This is a genomic window from Corynebacterium sp. (assembly GCF_043426755.1).
Classification (GTDB): Bacteria; Actinomycetota; Actinomycetes; order Mycobacteriales; family Mycobacteriaceae; genus Corynebacterium.
Window position 1 is genome coordinate 1 of sequence record NZ_JBHWRP010000076.1, and the last position, 20,203, is coordinate 20,203.

Here is a 20,203-nt window from a genome sequence, read left to right on the forward strand (position 1 = left end):
GTCCAAGCCACCTACAATCCTTCGGGCGGCGCCTTCTAAACCAGTTCGTTTTCAGTATTGTTGAACGCATGGATACTAAGAACACCTATCTTGATCTGATCAACCGTACTGAGGCACAGCTGGATAAAATCCCGGCGCTGACCGAAAAGCAGCTCAACTACAAGGCTGCCGGCCACCCGAACTCGGTGGCGTGGAACCTGTGGCACACCGGCCGTGTGCTCGATGGCATGATCGCCCCTGTAGCCGGCACCACCCCGGTGTGGGAGGAACAGGGTTTCCGCGAGAAGTTCGGGCTGGGCGATGTCGCTGAAGGCACTGGCTTCGGGCAGTCCAAGGAAGAAGCAGCGCAGATCTATGTGCGGAAGCACTCGCTGTTGGTGGACTACATCAAGGCGGGGCTGGACCAGCTGCGCGCCTTCGTGAACAGCCTGGAAACACATCAGTGGGATGAGATTATTGGTGAATTCCATGGCAAGCCGGAGAAGCGCCAGGACCGTATTTCGCTGGTTTTGGTCGATTCGTTGCAGCATATTGGCCAGGCGGCTTTCCTTGCCGGCGCGACACACAATAAATAGTGTTATCAGGTATAGTCGGTTCGTATTCGGAGGGGAGTACCCCGACTACGGCTTCGATCGTCATCACGGGTGGCACCTAAAATAGGCAGTCACCCCGGTCGAGCCGGCCAGCCCTATCGGTAATGGTGGGGGAGACCTCCGGTCACATTCATCTACCTAAGCGACCGGAGGGTTAATACCTTTATGTCTGTGCCTTTATGGGTCTGGGTTGTCACGCTTGTCGTGATCGCCGGATTCTTCGTTTTTGATTTCTACTCTCACGTCAGAGTTCCCCACGAACCGACTCTGAAAGAGTCCGGGTTCTGGACTCTTTTCTATGTCGGCTTGGCGTTAGTCTTCGGCCTCGTCGTGTGGTTCGGTTGGGATGCCGAACATGGCCTGCAGTACTACACGGGCTATGTGACAGAAAAAGCCCTCTCAGTAGACAACCTGTTCGTGTTCGCCCTGATCATGGGAGCCTTTAAGATTCCGCGAAAATACCAACAGAAGGTGCTGCTGCTGGGCATTGTGATCGCTCTGATCGCGCGCCTGGTCTTTATTCTGCTGGGTGCTGCTGTCATTGCCGCATGGTCGGATGTGTTCTACATCTTCGCTATCTTCTTGCTGTACACCGCAATCAAGTTGATTTACGACGAGGCCACCGACCAACCGGAGACCGATCCGAACGATATGGCCATCGTTAAGTGGCTGCGTAAGGTCGTCCCAGTCACCGCTTCGTACCACGGTGATCAGCTGACGACGAAGGATCACCGCGGTAAGTTCGCACTGACCCCATTGTTCGTGGCTCTCGTAGCCATTGGCCTGGTCGACGTCATGTTCGCCTTCGACTCTATCCCTGCGATCTACGGCATTACCTCTGAGGCATACCTGGTGTTCACCACCAACGCGTTCTCTCTGATGGGTCTGCGTCAGATGTACTTCCTGCTGGATGGCCTGCTGGACCGCCTGGTCTACCTGCCGTACGGCTTGGCACTGATCCTGGGCTTCATTGGTGTGAAGTTGCTGCTCCACGCGCTCCACGAGAACAACCTGCCGTTCATTAACGGTGGCGAGAACTTGAACGTTCCAGAGGTGCCAACCACCTGGTCGCTGGTGATCATTGTGGGCATCCTTGTGATTACCGTCGTCGCGTCGTTGATTAAGGACAAGCGCGATGAGGCACAGGGCGGTAAGCGTGGCCCGAAGACCCGCATCGACTATGACGATCACGGCAACCGCCGCAAGGTAGACTCCCGCGGTCGCCACATCGAGTGGATCGATGACCCGGCCACCTCAGGAAAGGGTGACCACACTGCCACCGGTTCGCGCGATGTGGATCACTTAGAGCCTGAGCCACACCCAGACGATCTCTAAAGAACATAAAGAAAACGCCTGCCCGCACTGCAACAGAATGACAGTGGGGCAGGCGTTCGTCGTAAAGCGATCGATGTGCTGGATTAGTCCTCGTCGAAAATGTTCAGGACTGGGTTCCACTCACGCACGGTGCGTGCGGCGATGGCTTTCTCAATATGGAAGGGATCATCGTTCATGAGCTGGATGGCATCGTCGATCGACGCGGGGTCTTCCAGACGGATGATGATCAGCGCCGAGCCCAAGCCGTCCGTGTAGGGGCCGGAAGCGACCATCTTGCCCTGATCCTTCAGCGAGCCCAAGAATTCACGGTGCTTGGGGCGCAGGGCGACGATTTCTTCGGCTTCGTCGGCGTAGGTGTAATGAACTGCGAAGTATTTCATAAGGTTCATCTTAGCGGCCATGGGGTGACACGGAGCCAGATTCAACTTGTACGAGTGCAGGCAGGTAGGGTGGGGTGCGTGAAAGAGTACAGTGACAACCAATTGACAGGTGAGAAGCCTTCGAACTTTAACCTGCCTAATGTGTTGACATCTCTGCGAATCCTCTTCGTTCCTGTCTTCGCCTGGCTGGTGCTGACGCAGCAATGGTGGTGGGCGTTTGGCCTGTTCGCTCTGCTGATGGCCACCGATAAACTGGACGGCGATATTGCCAGGGCGCGAAATCTGGTGACGGACTTCGGGAAGATCGCGGACCCCATCGCAGATAAAGCGTTGATGATTACGGCGCTGGTCACACTGAATATCGCGTCGACGCTGCCGGTGTGGATGACCGTGATGATTGTGGTCCGCGAACTCGGAATTACTGTGTGGCGGATGGTGCTGCTGCGCCAAGGCAAAGTCGTGCCGGCCTCCCAAGGCGGCAAGATCAAAACCACGCTGCAAGCCTTAGGCGTCGCGCTGTACCTGTGCCCACTGCCGGATTGGATGGACATCCCCAGCTACCTGGTCATGCTGGCGGCGGTCATCGTCACCGTTGTGACCGGTATCCAGTACTTGGTTGACGGAAGGAAAGCTAACCGTGGCTAGCAAGGCCGAAGAACTCGTTGCACTGTTGAGCTCTCGAAAAGAGACCGTGAGCTTGTGCGAGTCGCTGACTGCCGGTGCTGCCTGTGCTGAAATCGCGACGGTGCCTGGGGCATCGGCTGTGCTGCGCGGTGGTCTAGTTACTTATGCCACCGACCTGAAACACAGTCTGGCCGGGGTCCCCGAGAACGTCTTGGACGCGCACGGTCCCGTGGCGGAAGAAACTGCTCGTGACATGGCCCGCGGAGTGCGCAAAGCGTGCGATTCCACGTGGGGCGTGTCACTGACTGGGGTAGCAGGTCCCGACACACAGGACGGGCATCCCGTCGGTGAGGTCCATGTCGGAGTTTCTGGGCCGCATTGGACCGCAGCGTGGCCAGCGGCCGAAGTTGTGGAACCTTCACGGGCGCGATTCGTGGTCGTCGAGACGCGTGATACCCCCTTGCATGTGCTCGCTGGGGACCGAGCCGACATCCGGCGCAGCGCGGTCGACGCCTGCCTAGACATGCTGGTGCGCGTGATCCGCGAGCAGAAGCCCGCGAGCTAAAAGTCACCAAGAACGGGAACAAATCGACGCATTGAATCGTTGGACTACATGATGGCAACTACAACAGCACTTTTAGATAAACCGACAACCATGAAGACCGTGGAGAAAACCACGCGTCAACCAGAACCTTTGCTGCGTGAGGCATTGGGGCTGTCGCTGCGGGCTTTTCGTGCGGATAAGGGAATTACTCTGCGCGATCTTGCTCAGCGTTCCAGTGTGTCGCCAGGCTACCTGTCGGAACTGGAGCGCGGACAGAAGGAAGTTTCTTCTGAGCTCCTAGCCTCGGTGTGCAACGCCCTGGGTGCGACGGTAGCTGAAGTCTTGGTCGAAGCAGCGTCGAATATGACCCTGCAGTCGATGGCAGATGAACTTGCACAAACTTCGCCGGCTGCGGCAGAAGCGTGACGCTTAAAGCTCCGCTACTATGAAGGCGTTAACGAAGATTAACGCCTGCCCCTAACACCCTCAGGAAAGGTCGGTTAAACCAGATGGCTAACCCGTTCAAGAAATTGTGGAACTACCTCATGGCGCTGTTCGATTCCAAGATCGAAGAGAACGCTGATCCAAAGGTTCAGATCGAACAAGCCATCGGTGAGGCACAGCGCCAGCACCAGGAACTGTCGCAGCAGGCGGCAGCGGTGATTGGTAACCAGCGCCAGCTGGAGATGCAGCTGAACCGTCGCCTGGGTGATATTGAGAAGCTCCAGGCTAACACCCGCCAGGCCCTGCAGTTGGCAGACAAGGCGCGCGGAGACGGCGACGAAAAGAAGGCCATCGAATACGAAAACGCCGCCGAAGCTTTCGCAGCACAGCTGGTCACCGCGGAACAGTCCGTGGAGGACACCAAGCAGCTGCACGACCAGGCTCTCCAGCAGGCGCAGCAGGCGAAGAACGCTGTGGAGCGTAATTCCATGGCGCTGCAGCAGAAGGTGGCAGAGCGCTCCAAGCTGCTCAGTCAGCTGGAGCAGGCCAAGATGCAGGAGAAGGTATCTGAGTCCCTGCACTCCATGAACTCCATCACCTCCGGCAACACTCCGAACTTGGACCAGGTGCGCGACAAGATCGAGCGCCGCTACTCCAACGCTCTGGGCAAGGCTGAGCTGGCCCAGAACTCCGTTGAGGGCCGCATGGCTGAGGTGGAGCAGGCAGGCATCCAGATGGCTGGCCACTCGCGCCTTGAGCAGATCCGTGCCGAGATGCAGGGCGAAGCCTTGGGCTCCGCGGAAAAGCCAGCGATTGAGGGCAATAACACCTCCGCGCCGCAGGCATCGAACACCGAGGTTTCGAACGACGCCGTTCAGCAGCGGATGCGCGAACTGCGCGGCGAGGCATAAAGAAACTAATCGACGACGCCACGCGCCATCAAGGCTTCGCCCAAGGCGCGTGCGCGTCGAATTGAACGGATGAGCACCGGCGTACCGAACGCCCGCAAACTCATCCCAGCCCCGCGGGCCTGACGGGCCTGCATCACTTCGTTGACGGTGTCGAGCATCAGGGGGATCAGCCGGATCGTCAAACTTAAAGACAGGCTGATGGTGTCCACAGGAAGCCCCAGTCGCCCAAGCGGACGAAGTGCTCTTTCGAGAGACTCCATCAGTTCAGCGATCGTTGTGGTCAGCGTCAAAAGCGACGCTGCAGCCACGCAGGAAAAAAGACTGATCAGCAGGCTTAAGCCATCCGCCCACGTGTTTTGCCAGACCTGGAACGCTGCAAGAAAGAGCAATAGTGGCAGCACGGGAAGCGTTTGGCTTGCAGCGGTCCGCCACGGGATGCGCGCAACTAAGTAGCCCACCGCGACAATGGCCAGCGCCACGCACGCCGTGGCGACAGTATTTGCGAAGACCGTCGTGGAAATCACAAAAACGATCAGCCCCAGCATTTTGCTCCATGCGGGGAGGCAATGCAGCACAGTGGAACCGGGGACATAAACGCCCATCGGCACGCTTCTGATCATGGGCGCGCATCCATTAAGTCGGTATAAAAACTAATCGCATCCGGCGCCGGGCCATCAAAGGTGACGGCGCCGTCGTCGATGACAAGCACGCGCTCGAAATCGTCGACCAGTTCAAGATCGTGCGTGACGACGATCAGCTGTTGCTCTAACTGCGCGAATTCACGGGCGATTCTGTGGCGGTTACGCAAATCGAGCAATGTTGTTGGTTCGTCGGCGATAATCGTGCGCGGTTCCATGACCAGGACAGCCGCGAGCGCTAAGAGTTGCTTCTCACCGCCGGAGAGCGTGTGGGGTGAGTTATCCGCAAGCTCCTCGAGGCCAAAGCGGTTCAGCATGTCGTCGACACGCTCTCGGCGTTCCTGCTTCGAAAAGGATGATTTGCGCAGGGAAAAAGCGATATCGTCAGCAACACGTGGCATGACGATTTGTGATTCTGCGTCCGAGAAGACGAAGCCGACTTGAGTGCGGATACTTTTACCGTGATCAGTGGTGGAGTGATCGTCGTAAAGCACGCGCCCGGAGGTCGGTTCGATGAGCCCGTTGATTAGCCTGGCTAAGGTCGATTTTCCTGATCCGTTGGCGCCGATGATGCCGATGCGGCGTTCTGTGAGAGTGAGCGAAATGTCGCTTAATATGACGGCGTCATCAAAAGCGACATGCGCGTGATCGAAGTGGATTGTTGGCACGATTGCTTTAGCTTAGTTCTTTCGGGCCAGATCGGGGAACGCCTGGTGGACACCCAGTGCGATGATGATCATGACGGCGACCTTCGCTCCGTCGGGGAGGATGAACGGAATCTGTGCGGCAGCGGCAGCGCTGATGGAGAGATCAGAGATGATCATCAGGCCGATGGCGCCGAAGACGTATTGGGTGAGCAGGCCGACGACGCCGGCGAGGATGAACATGCCGATGCGGTATCCCATGTTCTTGCTGGTCCGCAGCGCGCTGTAGGCGATGAGGCCGGCTAGGAGAGCGGAAATTACGTAACCGAGGAGGTAACCGGCCGAGGGGCCAGCAAGGGCGGCGAGCGTGGTGCGCCCGCCGGCCAAGACTGGGAGACCGACAAGGCCAAGAACGAGGAATAAGAGGACAGAGAGGAAGCCGCGGCGCGAACCCAAGATAAGACCGGCCAGAATGCATGCAGCGTTTTGCAACACAATGGGAACACCGGCGGTACCTACAGGAATGGCCACGAACGCCAAAACAATAATGAGGGCTGCGAAGACGGCGATATACGCGATGTCCATCGCGGCGGATCGTGATGATTTTGCCATGCGAAGAACTATAACGAAAATAGTTGCCAATCGATGAGAGATGGGCAAATATATTCCTAATTTTTGTCGGCGCCTGAGTCGCGTATATTGGGGCGCATGCGTTTGACCGAATTTCACCAGCTCATCGAGGACGAGTTTGGCTCCGCGCAAGGGGAGTGGATTGTGCACTCCCACGTGATCTCTGCCCTTGGGGGTACGGCCGAAGAATTGATTGAGGGCGGGATGGATCCGCGGCGCGCGTGGCTCGGGCTATGTGATGATTTTGATGTGCCGGAGGAGCGGCGGCTCGGCGTGGACCGGCCAGGCGAAGAGCCCAATGAACCTCCGCTGCGGTTTTGGTAGACAACACGCGGCAACAAAACTACCTTTCGAACAGTTGTGCGTGTATGTTCGAAGCTGTGTCGGGAGCACTTCGTATAGTGAATTCATCACATACGGGGAACCAAACTGCTTCTGCGAGAGTCTAAAGAAGTACATGGGGACACCATCGGTGGGCACCCCGTGATAACCCTGAAACTAAGACAACGAAACGAGGATTCACGAAATGGCTACAAAGAAAAAGACTGCAGCTTCCGGAGCGGGCGATCGGCAAAAAGCGCTCGACGCCGCGATGTCGATGATTGAAAAGGACTTCGGTAAGGGCGCCATTATGCGATTGGGCGATGATAACCGCCCTCCGATTCAGTCGATTTCCTCGGGCAACACGGCCATCGATGTCGCGCTGGGTATCGGTGGGTGGCCACGGGGACGCATCGTCGAGATTTATGGCCCAGAGTCTTCGGGTAAGACCACCGTCGCGCTTCACGCGATTGCAGAGGCACAGCGCGCCGGCGGAATCGCAGCCTTCATCGACGCGGAGCACGCGCTTGACCCTGACTATGCCAGGAAGCTGGGTGTTGACACCGACAACCTGCTGGTTTCTCAGCCGGACACCGGTGAGCAGGCGTTAGAGATCGCGGACATGCTGGTGCGCTCCGGCGCCATCGACATGGTTGTGATTGACTCGGTCGCTGCCCTGACGCCGAAGGCGGAAATCGAAGGCGAGATGGGTGACTCCCACGTGGGTCTGCAGGCTCGCTTGATGTCGCAGGCGCTGCGCAAGATGACCGGCGCTTTATACAACACCGGTACCACCGCGATCTTTATTAACCAGCTGCGTGAGAAGATCGGTGTGATGTTCGGGTCCCCAGAGACCACCACTGGTGGTAAGGCGCTGAAGTTCTACTCCTCGGTACGTGCGGACGTGCGTCGCATCCAGACCCTGAAGGAGGGCCAGGATGCCATCGGTAACCGCACCAGGATGAAGATTGTGAAGAACAAAGTCTCGCCACCATTCAAGATCGCTGAGTTCGACATTATGTACGGCGAAGGCATCTCCCGTGAGTCGTCCATCATCGACATGGGTGTTGAGCAAGGCATCGTGAAGAAGTCCGGTTCCTGGTTCACCTACGAGGGCGACCAATTGGGTCAGGGCAAGGAAAAGTCCCGTATGAACCTGAAAGAGAACCCAGATCTTGCCGACGAGATCGAACGCAAGATTTTCCAGAAGCTCGGCGTGGGCGAGTTCGCCAATGCCGACGATGAACTGACTGACGAGCCGGTCGACATGGTGCCGAATATCGACTTTGACGATGAAGACGATGATGCTCTGGCAACCGCAGGAGCAGATACTGAGGGCGCCGACAAGTAGTGTCCGCTTCACCCGACCCGGAGAAACTGGCACGCCTCCAAGCGGCGATCGAGGAGTATGAATCCGGCACCTCACCCGGCCTGTTCGATCGTGCAGCCGAAGAGGCGCTGGCACCCGTGCGTAAACGGGCCCTCGGCCTGCTTGACCAGCGGGCGCGCTCCCGCCATGAGCTGCGCGAGCGGTTGATCAAAGCCGAATTCGCGCCTGAGCTTATCGACGAGGTGTGCGACGAATTCGAAAGAACCGGGCTGCTCAACGACCAGGCGTTTGCCAACGAGTGGGTGCGCCAACGCGCGACACGCCGAGGGAAATCCTCGCGTGCACTCGACATGGAGTTGAAAGAGAAAGGCGTGGCAGCCGCCGTGCGGGCCGAGGCAGTATCTCAACTGTCTGAAGACGATGAGTATGAGATTGCCCACGGCATCGCCGAAAAGAAGGCGCGCTCCGTCAGATCGGCACCCGCCGACCGCGCCGAGTATGACAAAGTTTTACGCCGTATCGTGGGTGCGCTAGCCCGCCGGGGTTTCCCCAGCGGGATGAGCTTCAGCATCTCGAAGCAGGTCTTGGACCAGCGTATCGACGAGCTGTCCTAACGACCTCGCTCTGATAGAGGTTATTCGTCGGGTGTGTCCAATCGTCGATAGCCTGGTGCACGCCAGTCGACGTTGACATTGTCCTTGGTGTCGATGCCTTGGTCCTTGGCCTCGGGGACCCGAGCAAAGATATTGCGACGGGCCCTGCCTGCACGCAGCTGGCGCTCAATGCGCACCGCCAATTCGGACAGTGACCAGTTGATCAGGATCATCACGATGGCCACCACAGCCAGGGACGCGAGGAAGTTCTGGTTCGCCGAGGCCGACTGGATACCGGAGCGCACGATCTCCACATAGCCGATCTGGTAGCCTAGGGCAGAGTCCTTCAACGCGATCACCATCTGGGCGATCAACGCCGGCAGCATCGCAGCCACGGACTGCGGCAGCAGGATTGTCCACACGGTCTGCCGGTGAGACATACCCAGGGCGCGAGCGGCCTCAGTCTGTCCCTTCGGCAGGGACCTGATGCCTGCGCGCAGAATTTCCGCGATAACCGACCCGTTGTACAGGGTCAAAGCGAACACCACGGCGGAGAAGGCGAGCTGTCGCGGATTGGTCAGGTTGTAGACTGCGAAAAGCTGATACGCGAAGATCATTAGCAGCAGGACAGGTATCGCTCGGAAAAACTCCACCACGATCCCGCAGATCCAGCGCACCGCGCGGTTCTCGGACAGCCTTCCCAGGCCAAAGACAACACCGAAAATAGACGCCAAGATGATGCTGAACACCGCGGCTTTGATTGTGCCCCACAGCCCCGGCAGTAGGTAGGTGGTCCACGTGTTGGCCTGGAGGAAGGGCAGCCACTTGTTCTTTTCCAGCTGACCGTTTTCGGCCAGTTTGGATAGGACCCACCAGAGAACCAGGGCGAGAATGACCAGGGTGATCGCGGTGAGGATCCGATTGATGCGCCGGCCTTGAGGCCCTGGTGCGTCGTAAAGAACTGTTGCGCGTACAGACATTATTTCTTCACCGCCAGACGGTCAGAGAGCTTTCCAAGGGCTAGTCCCATGGGAAGAGTGAGAATGATGAAGCCGAGGGCAAATACGCCGAAGATGATGAATAGCTGGTTGGCGTGGAACTCGATGGTGGACTTCATCAGCAAGGATGCTTCCGCCACCCCGATAACAGAGGCGATCGTGGTGTTCTTTGTCAAGGCGATCAAGGTGTTGCCGAGGGGCACGATGGCGGCCCGAGTCGCCTGCGGAAAAATGATTAACGAGAAGATTTGCCCGAAATTCAGACCGAGAGATCGTGCTGCCTCTGCTTGCCCAAAGTCAACAGTGTTGATGCCGCTGCGCAGGGACTCTGCCACGAAGCAGGACGTGTAGAGGATGAAACCAAGCACTGCGAGGCGGAAGTTCTGGTCAGCCAAAAACGTTGAAGACTCACGGCTGGCCAGTTCCAGACCCAAATTTTGGTACAAGCCGAAAGAACAAAACAGGATGACCAGCGTCAGGGGAGTATTGCGCACCGTGTTGATATAGAAACTGGCAATATTGCGCAGTACACCGACCGGAGAGACGCGCATGGCGGTCAAGATGGTGCCGAGAATCATGGACCCGATCGCTGAGTAGATTGTCAGCTTGATTGTGGTCCAGAAGGCGGGCCAAAGATCTGGCAGAAGATCAGCCCATAATGCGTCCATGCGCGTTCTACCTTTCTAAGGGATAGTCAGTCATTACTGCTCGAGGAAAGACAAGTCGCCTGGCTTGTCCTGTTCGACGCCTTCGCCGCCGTCAAGGTTGTCGTTGACGAATGTGTCGAAAGAGCCGTCGTCGTACATCGCCTGCAGTGCAGCATTGACGGCATCAACTGCTGCCTGGTCATCCTTGGTGACGCCGATGCCGTAGTGTTCGTTGGTGAACTCCGCGCCGTCTTTTTCAAGCGCGACCAGTTTGAAATCGCCCGGGGACTGGGCCGAGTAGCCACCCAGGATGGATGCGTCGGTGGTCATGGCATCGACATTTCCTTGGCGCAAGGCTTCGACACATGACGAGTAGGTGTCATACTCCTGGAGCTGCACACCTGGAAGCTCGTCCTTCACCTTTTGCGCTGGGGTGGAGCCGGTGACCGAGCAGAGGATCTTTCCGTCCAATGCCTCCAGCCCGTCGATATCGGAGTTATCGGCCTTCACAAGGAGCGCTTGGTGGGTCAAGGTGTAGGGGCCACCGAAGGAGACGGACTCTGCACGCGAAGCGTTGATGGAGTAGGTCGCAGCGATCATGTCCACCTCACCGTTTTGGATCAGGGTTTCGCGCTGTGCTGATGGGGTTTCGCGCCACTCGATGGTGGGTGCCTCCCAGCCGTTGTCCTCTGCGATGGAGTTCACCACGTAGGTGGCTACGTCCACATCGAAGCCGGTCATGGAACCGTCGGGTTCGCGCAGGCCGAGGCCGGGCTGGTCGTACTTGGTGCCGATGGTTACCTGGCCAGATTCGATGGCCGCCAGCAGCCCTGCTCCGTCTCCTTCGGAGTCAGAGCCACAGGCAGCAAGGCCGGCTACGGTGGCGGACATGGTGGCAATAAGTGCCAGGGTGCGGATTGCACGTTTCATTGTTTTCTCCTTTATGGGGGTGTGTTAGTGGGGCAAGATTTTTCCGAGGAAGTCTCGAGCGCGATCGGATGATGGGTTGGTGAAGAAGGATTCTGGGTCGGTATCTTCCACAATTTCGCCATCAGCCATGAAGAGGATGCGGTCGGCTGCTTTTCTTGCGAAGCCCATCTCATGGGTGACCACCATCATCGTCATGCCGCCTTCGGCGAGTTTGGCCATGACATCGAGTACCTCACCGACCATCTCTGGATCGAGAGCGGAGGTGGGTTCGTCGAAAAGCATCAACTTGGGATCCATGGCCAGTGCTCGCGCGATCGCGACGCGCTGCTGCTGCCCGCCGGAAAGCTGGGCGGGGTACTTTTCTGCCTGGTTGGCGATGCCGACGCGGTCGAGGAGTTCCATCGCGCGCTTGTCCGCATCGGCTTTCGAAGACTTGCGTACCTTGCGTGGGCCGAGGGTGACGTTGTCTTTGATGGTCAGGTGTGGGAACAGGTTGAACTGCTGGAAGACCATTCCCACGTCCGCGCGGAGATTGGCAAGCTGCTTGCCTTCTTCGGGAAGGGGGTGGCCATCGATTTCGATGACCCCGTCCTCGATGGTTTCGAGGCGGTTGATCGTACGACACAGGGTGGACTTACCCGATCCAGATGGGCCAAGCACGACGACGACCTGCCCGCGGGGGACGTCAAGGTTGATATTTTTCAGCGCGTGGAAGTCATCAAAGTATTTCTGCACGCCGTGCATCCGAACCATCGGTGTGTGTCCTGCGCCATCATCTGGCCGTATTGTGTTCTGCGTCATGAACAATATGTTTACTGGATCACTTAAGCGATGGAAACAAATCGGACCGAAAAGGTCAGAGAGGGTAGAGGAAATCATCAAAAAGCCACGTGGGTCGGGGGTAGCCTCTCGTATTAGGTGCGTCCGCTGAGGGGCGCTAGAATGCCCAACGTGTTCAGCGAAAAAGTACAGGAAAACCGAACGTATGAAGTCCGCACCTTCGGGTGCCAGATGAATGTCCACGATTCGGAACGGCTTGCCGGCATGCTTGAGGAATCTGGCTACACGGCAGCAGGCGAAGGGGAGGAACCTGACCTCGTCGTCTTCAACACCTGCGCGGTCCGCGAGAACGCGGACAAGCGGCTCTACGGTTCCCTCGGCCAGCTGAAGAACACGAAGGCTGCTCATCCTGGGATGCAGATCGCCGTGGGCGGATGTTTGGCTCAAAAAGATCGTGACACCGTCGTCGAAAAGGCCCCGTGGGTCGATGCGGTTTTCGGTACCCACAATATTTCTGCCCTGCCTGCGCTGCTAGAGCGCGCTCGCCACAACGATGAAGCGCAGGTAGAGATCGTTGAATCGCTCGAGGCTTTCCCCTCGGTGCTGCCGGCGAAGCGTGAATCCGCCTACGCGGGTTGGGTATCCATCTCTGTCGGGTGCAATAACACCTGTACTTTCTGCATCGTGCCGAGTCTGCGCGGCAAAGAGATCGATCGCCGCCCAGGGGAGATCCTGGCGGAAGTTCAAGCCCTGGTGGACCAGGGGGTCTCTGAGGTCACGCTGCTAGGCCAAAACGTCAACGCCTATGGTGTGAACTTTGCGGACCCCGACATGGAGCGGGACCGCAGCGCCTTTTCCAAGCTGCTGCGCGCCTGCGGTGATATTGAGGGTCTCGAGCGCGTGCGCTTTACCTCCCCGCACCCGGCGGAATTTACCTCCGATGTGATCGATGCGATGGCGGAAACACCGAACGTCTGCCCGCAGTTGCACATGCCTTTGCAGTCCGGTTCCGACAAGGTGCTGAAAGATATGCGGCGCAGCTACCGCTCGAAGAAGTTCTTGGGCATCCTCGATGAGGTGCGTGAGAAAATCCCGCACGCTTCGATTACCACGGATATCATCGTCGGGTTCCCGGGGGAGACTGAAGAGGATTTCCAGGAGACTCTCGAGGTTGTGCGCCGGGCTCGGTTTACCAGCGCATATACCTTCCAGTATTCACCGCGCCCCGGCACGCCCGCTGCGGAGATGGAGAACCAAATCCCCAAGCACGTCGTGCAGGAACGCTTCGAGCGCCTCGTGGCGCTGCAAGATTCCATCTGCTTAGAAGACAACCAGGCGCTCGTCGGCACGCGCGTCGAACTGCTCGTGCAGGAAGACGGGCGCAAGAACGACGCAACCCACCGGATGTCCGGACGTGCTCGTGACGGCCGGCTGGTGCATTTCGCAGTCGAAGGCAATATCGACTCCGCAGGCTCGATTCGCCCAGGCGACATCGTGGAAGTTGAGGTGACCAACGCGAAGTCCTACTTCCTGATCGCGGATGCGGGAATCATTAGCCATCGTCGCACGAAAGCAGGCGACAACCACGCAGCAGGAGCAGTGCCGACGACCGCACCGATCGGCGTTGGGCTGGGATTTCCCACGGTCGGCAAACCCACCACGCCCGCGCCATCGTCGGGATGCTGCTAAACCGGCACCGGCTCCGCGGAATACGGCCAGTGCGTGCTGTGCGATAGAATGGCCCACTAGTACTAGAGACATTCGTGAATTGAGGCGCAAACTCTGTGACCAACGCACCTGAAGGACAGCACAACCGCACCACGGCTGAAGCTTTGGCGAAGCAGGAACGCAAGGTTGCCGATGTGATGGAGATGGGCAACCTGCGCTGGGTGCTCGCTGGATGCATTGCCCTATTCGTCATCGCGCTGCTGCTGCCATTTACCGGTGGGCACTCCGGGTTGGAGGTTTTGGCATTCACTGAAGCCTCGCGCGGGGATGTCAAGATCACCGAGAACGTCTTTGTCTGGGTGGGCACCCTCGGCGTCGTCGTGTGTGGGCTGATCACCGTGATCACCCGCAAATCCACCCCATTCCTGCTGACGTGGGCCTTGACGACGATCGCGCTGATCGAAGCGCTGCTTGCAGTGTGGCTCCGCCAGACATCCGAGGGGTACACGACAGCCTTCGGGCTATACCTGGCGATCGCCGCGGTAGTCGTCGCGGAAGTCGTGTGCATCGCGCTGGCCACGCGCCGCAGTCCGGAGCAACAGGAGATTGCTCGCCAGCGCCGCTCAGTCGATGACACCGATGAGGTAGGCATGGCCCAGCGCTCCGCCTCCAGTCGCGCGGCAGAGGAAACGGGCGAGGTGCCTGCAGCGCTTGTCGACGATCGCCGCGCGAAAGCAGCGGAGCGTCACCGCCGCCAAGGGCTCTAGTTTTCCACTTTCTGCCAGGCGGTCGTTGCTGAGATGACCTCGTCGTGAAGCACTGCGTTGAGTGAGGCGATTTCGGGGACTCCGGAAGGATACGAGGTATAACCCACGCGGGTCTCGGGCCAACGCAGTTGTGCGTGGCTAATCGCGCTCATCATGACGGCTCGGGCACGTCCCTTGCCCCGCCACTGCTCACGCACATACGTTGCCCCGAGCTCGACCACGCTGGATTCTGCACCAGCGAATCTGGTGACCTCACTAAAAGCGACCACGGTGGTGGGGTCGGTAGGGTCGGTGAGATATGCGCTGATCTGCTCGCCCTGTTTGTCGGCAAGCCGCCCCGACGCCTGGGAGATCCTCAGCGGGGTCCATTGAATGGTGTCCATGATCAGACTGCCACGCGGCAAGTTCTCGGAGGCTAACCGGTACATGTCAGACATAGGGTCCCGTACGGCTTCGTCGAAATTCATGTCATAGGCCAGCTGTACATCGGCACCGTGTGGACCAGCCTGGCCCGCGGCCGCCTCTAAGTCCAGCTTCGCCTGGTATTCGAGGTAGGCGCGCTGATAGCCGGGGACTTCCGGCCCTGGTTGGTCGGGCGCGTGGGTGATCCACAGTTGGCGAATTGGGCGCGCGGTGTCGGCAGCGAGCGTGTCGACGAGATCCAGCGCCGACTGCCATGCTTCGCGTGCCTCAGAATCCCAATGCTCACCGGGCAGGGGAGCGATCGAGGAATCAAACGTAATGTGCGCCTCAAGTACACGAAGATCTTCCAACAATGGCAGGGACACCATCACCCACGCCACATAGTCTAAGGGCTCGCCCGCATCGCCGGACGACGGAACTTCGGGCAGCCCAAAACGGCCTGTGGGGCGCGGGCCCGGGGGCGAGGCACATAAAGCCAGCAAAACGGCGTCCGATTCGGCGGAGCCTTGTAAGCGGGTAACCAGACGCGAAGCAGAGGTGCCGGACGTCGGATCTCCTGTGATGTCTTGAATGGACAGCGTGGAGGAGAAAGCGTAGGCGCTGACAGCTTCGGAGGGCGAAAGGTCGCCGCCCGCCCCAGGGACAGGGCGGGCGAGAACTACGGGGTACAACAAGGTGGCTTACTCGTCGATAGCCTTGGCGGCCACGTCGGCGAACTCCTGCCACTGCTGCGCTTGTTCGCGCAGCTCTGCGGCCTTCTTGTCTCTCCCGGCTGCCGCCGCCTGCTCTGCCTGCTGCTGTAGATCATCGGCCTTGGACTGGAATTGGTCCACACGGGCCTGCGCCTCCGGGTCGGTGCGGCGCCAGCGAGACTCCTCAGCATCGCTCACGCGCTTTTCCACAGCGGAGATCTTGTCCTCGTACTCGCGCACCTGGCCGCGCGGTACGTAGCCGATCTCTTCCCACTTCTCCTGCAGCTCGCGCAGTTTGTTCTTGGCCTGCTCGAGCCCGTTGGCAGGATCGATCAGCGGGTCGTATTCGGCCAGCAGCTTGTCCTTCGCCGCCGCGTTGGCTTCGAATTCGCGGTCGCGCTCGTCGTTGACTGCGTTGCGCGCATCAAAGAAGTGGTCCTGGGCTGCGCGGAACTTGGCCCACAGTTTGTCATCGTCACCGCGTGGTGCGCGGCCGGCGGCCTTCCACTCGCTCATCAGGTCGCGGTAGGCGCGTGCGGTTTCATTCCAATCGGTCGAGTTCTGCAGGGCCTCAGCGCGCTCAACAAGCTCTTCCTTCTTCTTCTTAGCGGTAGCACGGGTGCGGTCCAACTCAGCAAAGTGGGAGCCACGGCGGCGGTTGAAAGCGTCACGGGCGCGCGAGTAACGCTTCCACAGCTGGTCATCCGTCTTGCGGTCGATGCCGCGAATCGTCTTCCATTCCTCTAGGATCGCGCGGATCCGGTCACCCGCGGCCTTCCACTCGGTCGAGTTTTCAGCGATCTCTTCAGCTTCAGCGGCTAACTCTTCCTTGCGCGCGATGGCAGCAGCCCGGCGCTGCGCCTTGGCCTCCTTCGCCTTCTCGCCGGCCTCGTCGGAATGCTCAATAATGGCCCCCAGACGCTTATCCAAAGCATCCAGGTCGCCGATCACAGCCTGCTCACCGAGGCCCGAACGAAGGTGTTCTGCGGACTCGCGAATGGATGCGGCATCGTCAGGATGTGCCACTAGGCGCGCTTCGAGCAGCTCCACTTCGGTGGCAAGATCGTCGAAAAGCCTGCCGTAGTGCGCCAAGCCTTCCTCGCGCGTGCCGGCCTGCCAGGACCCGATGGCGCGCTCGGTGCCACCTTGGGTGACGTAGACGGTGCCGTCATCGTCGATACGCCCAAACTTCGTGGGATCGGTTGGCTCTGGCGCAGTGACCGGGACCTGGGATGGGGTAGGACGGTGCGTTCCTGCACCCGGGCGAGGACCTGGCTTCGGGCCGCGCTTCGCCATCGCCGCTGGTGAGGGAGCCTTGGTGCCGGGCTTGTCAGAAGGCTGTGGGGAAGGAGTCGACGGTGTAGTCATGGGATGCGTCCTTTTCTGGTCTCTCGCCGCGCGACACGGCTGCCGGGAAGTATGTCTATTAAACATACCGTTAGATGCATGTCAATGTCAGCAAATATCAACCGGAATCCGGCTTTAGTTATAACCCTGGCGAGGGTGCCTGGCTAGGGTAGAAGCGTGAACACCCCAAATCTGCTTGTCGTACCCGGCAGCCCCGCGCTCGTGCGCGAGCTCGCCCCAGCTGATCCCGCCAGCCACAGGTTGCGCCAGTCGGTCGCGCAGGCGCTTTCGCTTATCGACGATCGCCCCTGTGAGATCATCGGCAGCGGGGACCCGCGGTGGGCAACGCAGCATGTTGGGTCTTTCGCGGCCTGGGGCGCCCCACAAGTACGCGTTGGCCACGGCACCAATTTGGCCGAGCTTGTTGCCCGCTACCTGCTTGGTTCTCGCGCTGACGCGCGCACCACGTTTCGCACCGAGCTGACGCCCCTGAACTCGGAGGCGTTGACGGTGCTGGTACTTGATGGTCCGGCAGGGCTCACACCACGGGCACCGCTGGCGCTGGTCGAGGGCGCGGCACAGGCACACGATGAGCTGACGCGGCTGTTGGGCGGCGATCTCACCGTGCAGTTAGACGCAGAGTCTTTGACCCAGGCAGGTGTGATCGAGCCCGACTTGTGGCTGCAATTGGTACAACTGCGCCCTACTCACGCAGAATTACTGGATGTGGATGACACCTTAGGTGTCGGACGGTATGTGGCTTTATGGGAGGTGCAGGCATGACAACCCCAATCGCTGTGGTGGGGCCAACTGCCTCAGGAAAATCGGCTCTAGGTATCACGCTGGCACACGAACTGGGCGGCGAGGTGATCAACGTAGATTCCATGCAGCTTTACCGCGGTATGGATATCGGCACCGCCAAACTGCCCGTGGAGGAACGTGAGGGCATCCCGCACCACCTCTTGGACATCTGGGAGGTCACCCAGACCGCTTCGGTGGCGGACTTCCAGCAACGTGCGGTGCGCACCGTCGATAGCCTTCTTGAGCGTGGCGTCACCCCGATCTTGGTCGGAGGGTCCATGTTGTATGTCCAATCGCTCGTGGACGCCTGGGAGTTTCCGCCCACGGACCCAGCGGTGCGCGCGACCTACCAGGCACGTCTGGAAGACATCGGGATCGATAATCTACACGCGGAGCTCGCCGCGATCGACCCAGAGGCCGCAGCCATCATCGAAGACAAAGATCCGCGGCGTACCGTCCGTGCCTTGGAGGTCATCCAACTCACCGGCAAGCCTTACAAGGCCTCCCAACCACCCAAGGACGCACCTCCGCGGTGGGGCACCCGTCTGCTTGGCCTGCGCACGCAATCTGAGTGGTTGAACCCGCGCATCGAGAAGCGCACGCATCAGATGTTTGAGCATGGGCTTATCGACGAGGTCCGCACGCTTGTCGACGACCACGGCCTCGTCGCACACTCCACCGCTGGACGCGCCATCGGATATGCGCAGGTACTAGATATGTTTGCCGGTGAGCTCAGCCACGAGGAAGCCGTGGAACGCACCGTCACAGGTACGCGACGTTATGTGCGCCGCCAACGCTCCTGGTTCAACCGGGATAAGCGCATCACATGGCTGGACGCAGCCGGCGATGATGTCACAGGTGAGGCGCTCAGCGCGCTGCAGTGACCCGCAGCGGGTCTATTTGTTGCCGGGGCCCAGTCGGCGGGCGGCGCGGCGAGCATCGTGCCAGGACATCGCCAGCTCAGCCGCGCGCTCATCGGTGACCGCCAGCAGCCTTTCCAATGTCGCCCTCGTCAAAGACGGATCGGCCAAGTGGGCGTCGATACGCGAAACAAACCTGCGCGCAGAGCTGGCCCGCAGCTGAAACTCCTCGATCGCCGGCTCATCCGCATTAGGCTGCGCCAAAGCGGGGTAGTAGAGCGTGCGATCAGCAATCGACTCCGTATCGGTGCCGTGTAGGAAAGTGTCGTAAGCATCCAAGATATCGGTGATGTCCGCTCGCGAAATAGCCAAGGAGGTGCGCAGCGACGCCACCTCAGGGGTATCGCGCCGGGGCCAGAAAAACCAGATGGCCACCGCGATGATGACCATCACGGTGATGGCAAGGTTGAACCGAGAGATCACCAAAACGAGGGCCGCCAGCGCAATAATGCTGGTCAGCCCACGTCGATTATCCCCAGGTCCCATAACTGTTTTAGTGCCCGCCGCATCCGCAGCTGCCACCGCAGCCACCACACCCGGCAGGTGCGATGAGCGAACCGGTAAGCAATGCAGAACCAGCGATCACGTTATCGCGCTGCGGCAGGTCACCATCTGGCAGACAGACGTCGAAGGGGAAGGCCCCATCTACTGAGGCATGGATGAAGCGCTGCCCCGTCAGCTGATTGTTGCGGTACTCCGCTTCCAAGACGCGCGCGGAGAACAGCGCCGCGGCATCAGGTGCGACGGCACCGTTGCCATCGGCGACGGCCTGCGCCCCTGGGGATTCGATCACGCCGAGGTCCCGGCCGGTCGTCGACAAGAACTCCTCGGCGGTGGCGTAGGTCTGCGCCTCAATCGCCAGAGCTGTCACGCCAAGCTCCTGCCATTGCTGAGTATCCTCGTCCGCGATGAGCGGGCCTTGTGCAAGGTTCACCGTTACATTGGCGATGACATTGCCGAAGGGGTCCAGAATTTCGCAGAACGCCACAACATCGTTGAGCATGGTCACGTGCGCGTTGGTGCGGGTGGTGGAGTCAAAACCTGCGTAGGTGGCGAAGGGCTCGACCGCCAGAATGTTGATCTGTGCACCTGACCCATCGTTGAACTGGATCAGCTGACCGCCGCGGACTTCGCCGGTGACTGCCAGGTTATTTGTTGCAATCGCTGCTTCGACGGCATCTTGCCATTTCGGGTACTTCAGGCCGATGCTTTTCAGGTCACTACTCATACCGGATTACTCTAC

At 59.4% G+C, this 20,203-nt stretch carries 25 protein-coding genes; 13 read left to right on the plus strand and 12 right to left on the minus strand.

What is annotated here, in order from left to right; all coding sequences use genetic code 11:
* The first annotated feature begins 68 nt into the window (after positions 1-68).
* Positions 69-575: a DinB family protein gene (locus tag ACHFGA_RS07540; RefSeq protein ID WP_394281793.1), complete on the plus strand. Its 507-nt coding sequence runs from the start codon at positions 69-71 to the stop codon at positions 573-575.
* A 183-nt stretch (positions 576-758) separates the two neighbouring features.
* A complete protein-coding gene (locus ACHFGA_RS07545; RefSeq protein ID WP_394281794.1) occupies positions 759-1,928 on the plus strand; it encodes a TerC family protein in 1,170 nt (389 codons plus the stop codon).
* 83 nt (positions 1,929-2,011) lie between these two features.
* On the opposite strand, the gene ACHFGA_RS07550 is transcribed toward ACHFGA_RS07545, so the two are convergent.
* Positions 2,012-2,308, minus strand: a complete 297-nt coding sequence (locus ACHFGA_RS07550) for a YciI family protein (protein WP_394281795.1) — start codon at positions 2,306-2,308, stop codon at positions 2,012-2,014.
* Between the two features lie 78 nt (positions 2,309-2,386).
* On the opposite strand from ACHFGA_RS07550, the gene pgsA reads away from it, so the two are divergent.
* The 4 genes from pgsA (at position 2,387) to ACHFGA_RS07570 (ending at position 4,831) form a co-directional block, all read left to right on the plus strand.
* Positions 2,387-2,953 carry a CDP-diacylglycerol--glycerol-3-phosphate 3-phosphatidyltransferase gene (pgsA, locus tag ACHFGA_RS07555; protein WP_394281796.1) on the plus strand — a complete coding sequence of 189 codons (567 nt, stop codon included), beginning with the start codon at positions 2,387-2,389 and terminating at the stop codon, positions 2,951-2,953.
* On the plus strand, positions 2,946-3,497 hold the full coding sequence (locus ACHFGA_RS07560; protein WP_394281797.1) for a CinA family protein: 552 nt from the start codon (positions 2,946-2,948) through the stop codon (positions 3,495-3,497). Before pgsA ends, ACHFGA_RS07560 begins: the two co-directional genes overlap by 8 nt.
* Positions 3,498-3,548: 51 nt before the next feature.
* The gene (locus ACHFGA_RS07565; RefSeq protein WP_026254278.1) at positions 3,549-3,902 is read left to right on the plus strand and encodes a helix-turn-helix domain-containing protein; all 354 of its coding nucleotides are present in this window, start codon (positions 3,549-3,551) and stop codon (positions 3,900-3,902) included.
* An 83-nt stretch (positions 3,903-3,985) separates the two neighbouring features.
* Positions 3,986-4,831 (plus strand): PspA/IM30 family protein, encoded by an 846-nt coding sequence (locus tag ACHFGA_RS07570; RefSeq protein ID WP_394281798.1) that lies wholly within the window; start codon positions 3,986-3,988, stop codon positions 4,829-4,831.
* 5 nt (positions 4,832-4,836) lie between these two features.
* On the opposite strand, the gene ACHFGA_RS07575 is transcribed toward ACHFGA_RS07570, so the two are convergent.
* The 3 genes from ACHFGA_RS07575 to ACHFGA_RS07585 are packed head-to-tail and all read right to left on the minus strand — an operon-like array spanning position 4,837 to position 6,725.
* Positions 4,837-5,451: an energy-coupling factor transporter transmembrane component T family protein gene (locus tag ACHFGA_RS07575; protein WP_394281799.1), complete on the minus strand. Its 615-nt coding sequence runs from the start codon at positions 5,449-5,451 to the stop codon at positions 4,837-4,839.
* The gene (locus tag ACHFGA_RS07580) at positions 5,448-6,137 is read right to left on the minus strand and encodes an energy-coupling factor ABC transporter ATP-binding protein (protein WP_394281800.1); all 690 of its coding nucleotides are present in this window, start codon (positions 6,135-6,137) and stop codon (positions 5,448-5,450) included. Before ACHFGA_RS07580 ends, ACHFGA_RS07575 begins: the two co-directional genes overlap by 4 nt.
* Before the next feature lie 12 nt (positions 6,138-6,149).
* Positions 6,150-6,725 (minus strand): biotin transporter BioY, encoded by a 576-nt coding sequence (locus tag ACHFGA_RS07585; protein ID WP_394281801.1) that lies wholly within the window; start codon positions 6,723-6,725, stop codon positions 6,150-6,152.
* Between the two features lie 96 nt (positions 6,726-6,821).
* Between ACHFGA_RS07585 and ACHFGA_RS07590 the strand changes: the two genes are divergently transcribed.
* The 3 genes from ACHFGA_RS07590 (at position 6,822) to recX (ending at position 9,008) form a co-directional block, all read left to right on the plus strand.
* On the plus strand, positions 6,822-7,067 hold the full coding sequence (locus ACHFGA_RS07590; RefSeq protein WP_394281802.1) for a DUF3046 domain-containing protein: 246 nt from the start codon (positions 6,822-6,824) through the stop codon (positions 7,065-7,067).
* A 202-nt stretch (positions 7,068-7,269) separates the two neighbouring features.
* The gene (recA, locus tag ACHFGA_RS07595; RefSeq protein WP_394281803.1) at positions 7,270-8,415 is read left to right on the plus strand and encodes a recombinase RecA; all 1,146 of its coding nucleotides are present in this window, start codon (positions 7,270-7,272) and stop codon (positions 8,413-8,415) included.
* Entirely contained in the window at positions 8,415-9,008 is a 594-nt protein-coding gene (gene recX, locus ACHFGA_RS07600) for a recombination regulator RecX (RefSeq protein WP_394281804.1), read from the plus strand. Before recA ends, recX begins: the two co-directional genes overlap by 1 nt.
* A 20-nt stretch (positions 9,009-9,028) precedes the next feature.
* Here recX and ACHFGA_RS07605 read toward each other — a convergent pair whose 3' ends face one another.
* From ACHFGA_RS07605 to gluA, 4 genes are read right to left on the minus strand one after another with little or no spacing between them, the layout of a single operon-like run.
* Positions 9,029-9,967: an amino acid ABC transporter permease gene (locus ACHFGA_RS07605; protein WP_394281805.1), complete on the minus strand. Its 939-nt coding sequence runs from the start codon at positions 9,965-9,967 to the stop codon at positions 9,029-9,031.
* Complete coding sequence (gene gluC / locus ACHFGA_RS07610) at positions 9,967-10,653, minus strand: glutamate ABC transporter permease GluC (RefSeq protein ID WP_394281806.1); 687 nt, start codon at positions 10,651-10,653, stop codon at positions 9,967-9,969. The genes ACHFGA_RS07605 and gluC overlap by 1 nt, the downstream gene beginning before the upstream one ends.
* 33 nt (positions 10,654-10,686) lie before the next feature.
* The gene (locus ACHFGA_RS07615; RefSeq protein ID WP_394281807.1) at positions 10,687-11,562 is read right to left on the minus strand and encodes a glutamate ABC transporter substrate-binding protein; all 876 of its coding nucleotides are present in this window, start codon (positions 11,560-11,562) and stop codon (positions 10,687-10,689) included.
* 24 nt (positions 11,563-11,586) lie between these two features.
* Positions 11,587-12,315, minus strand: coding sequence for a glutamate ABC transporter ATP-binding protein GluA (gene gluA / locus ACHFGA_RS07620; RefSeq protein WP_394281840.1), 729 nt, complete (start codon positions 12,313-12,315; stop codon positions 11,587-11,589).
* A 189-nt stretch (positions 12,316-12,504) separates the two neighbouring features.
* Here gluA and miaB point away from each other — a divergent pair, with 189 nt between their 5' ends.
* Positions 12,505-14,031, plus strand: a complete 1,527-nt coding sequence (miaB, locus tag ACHFGA_RS07625) for a tRNA (N6-isopentenyl adenosine(37)-C2)-methylthiotransferase MiaB (RefSeq protein WP_394281808.1) — start codon at positions 12,505-12,507, stop codon at positions 14,029-14,031.
* Positions 14,032-14,126: 95 nt separating this feature from the next.
* Complete coding sequence (locus tag ACHFGA_RS07630; RefSeq protein ID WP_394281809.1) at positions 14,127-14,777, plus strand: hypothetical protein; 651 nt, start codon at positions 14,127-14,129, stop codon at positions 14,775-14,777.
* On the opposite strand, the gene ACHFGA_RS07635 is transcribed toward ACHFGA_RS07630, so the two are convergent.
* On the minus strand, positions 14,774-15,874 hold the full coding sequence (locus ACHFGA_RS07635) for an N-acetyltransferase (protein WP_394281810.1): 1,101 nt from the start codon (positions 15,872-15,874) through the stop codon (positions 14,774-14,776). The two genes, ACHFGA_RS07630 and ACHFGA_RS07635, sit on opposite strands and share 4 nt — an antisense overlap.
* A gap of 6 nt (positions 15,875-15,880) precedes the next feature.
* Positions 15,881-17,260 (minus strand): DUF349 domain-containing protein, encoded by a 1,380-nt coding sequence (locus ACHFGA_RS07640; protein WP_394281811.1) that lies wholly within the window; start codon positions 17,258-17,260, stop codon positions 15,881-15,883.
* Between the two features lie 156 nt (positions 17,261-17,416).
* On the opposite strand from ACHFGA_RS07640, the gene ACHFGA_RS07645 reads away from it, so the two are divergent.
* Together ACHFGA_RS07645 and miaA are read left to right on the plus strand one after the other, a co-directional pair.
* Positions 17,417-18,022: a hypothetical protein gene (locus ACHFGA_RS07645; protein WP_394281812.1), complete on the plus strand. Its 606-nt coding sequence runs from the start codon at positions 17,417-17,419 to the stop codon at positions 18,020-18,022.
* Positions 18,019-18,924, plus strand: coding sequence for a tRNA (adenosine(37)-N6)-dimethylallyltransferase MiaA (gene miaA / locus ACHFGA_RS07650; protein WP_018581178.1), 906 nt, complete (start codon positions 18,019-18,021; stop codon positions 18,922-18,924). The genes ACHFGA_RS07645 and miaA overlap by 4 nt, the downstream gene beginning before the upstream one ends.
* A 12-nt stretch (positions 18,925-18,936) precedes the next feature.
* Here miaA and ACHFGA_RS07655 read toward each other — a convergent pair whose 3' ends face one another.
* Both ACHFGA_RS07655 and ACHFGA_RS07660 read right to left on the minus strand, forming a co-directional pair.
* A complete protein-coding gene (locus tag ACHFGA_RS07655) occupies positions 18,937-19,446 on the minus strand; it encodes a hypothetical protein (RefSeq protein ID WP_394281813.1) in 510 nt (169 codons plus the stop codon).
* A gap of 7 nt (positions 19,447-19,453) precedes the next feature.
* A complete protein-coding gene (locus ACHFGA_RS07660; RefSeq protein WP_018581180.1) occupies positions 19,454-20,188 on the minus strand; it encodes a hypothetical protein in 735 nt (244 codons plus the stop codon).
* Positions 20,189-20,203: the final 15 nt, after the last annotated feature.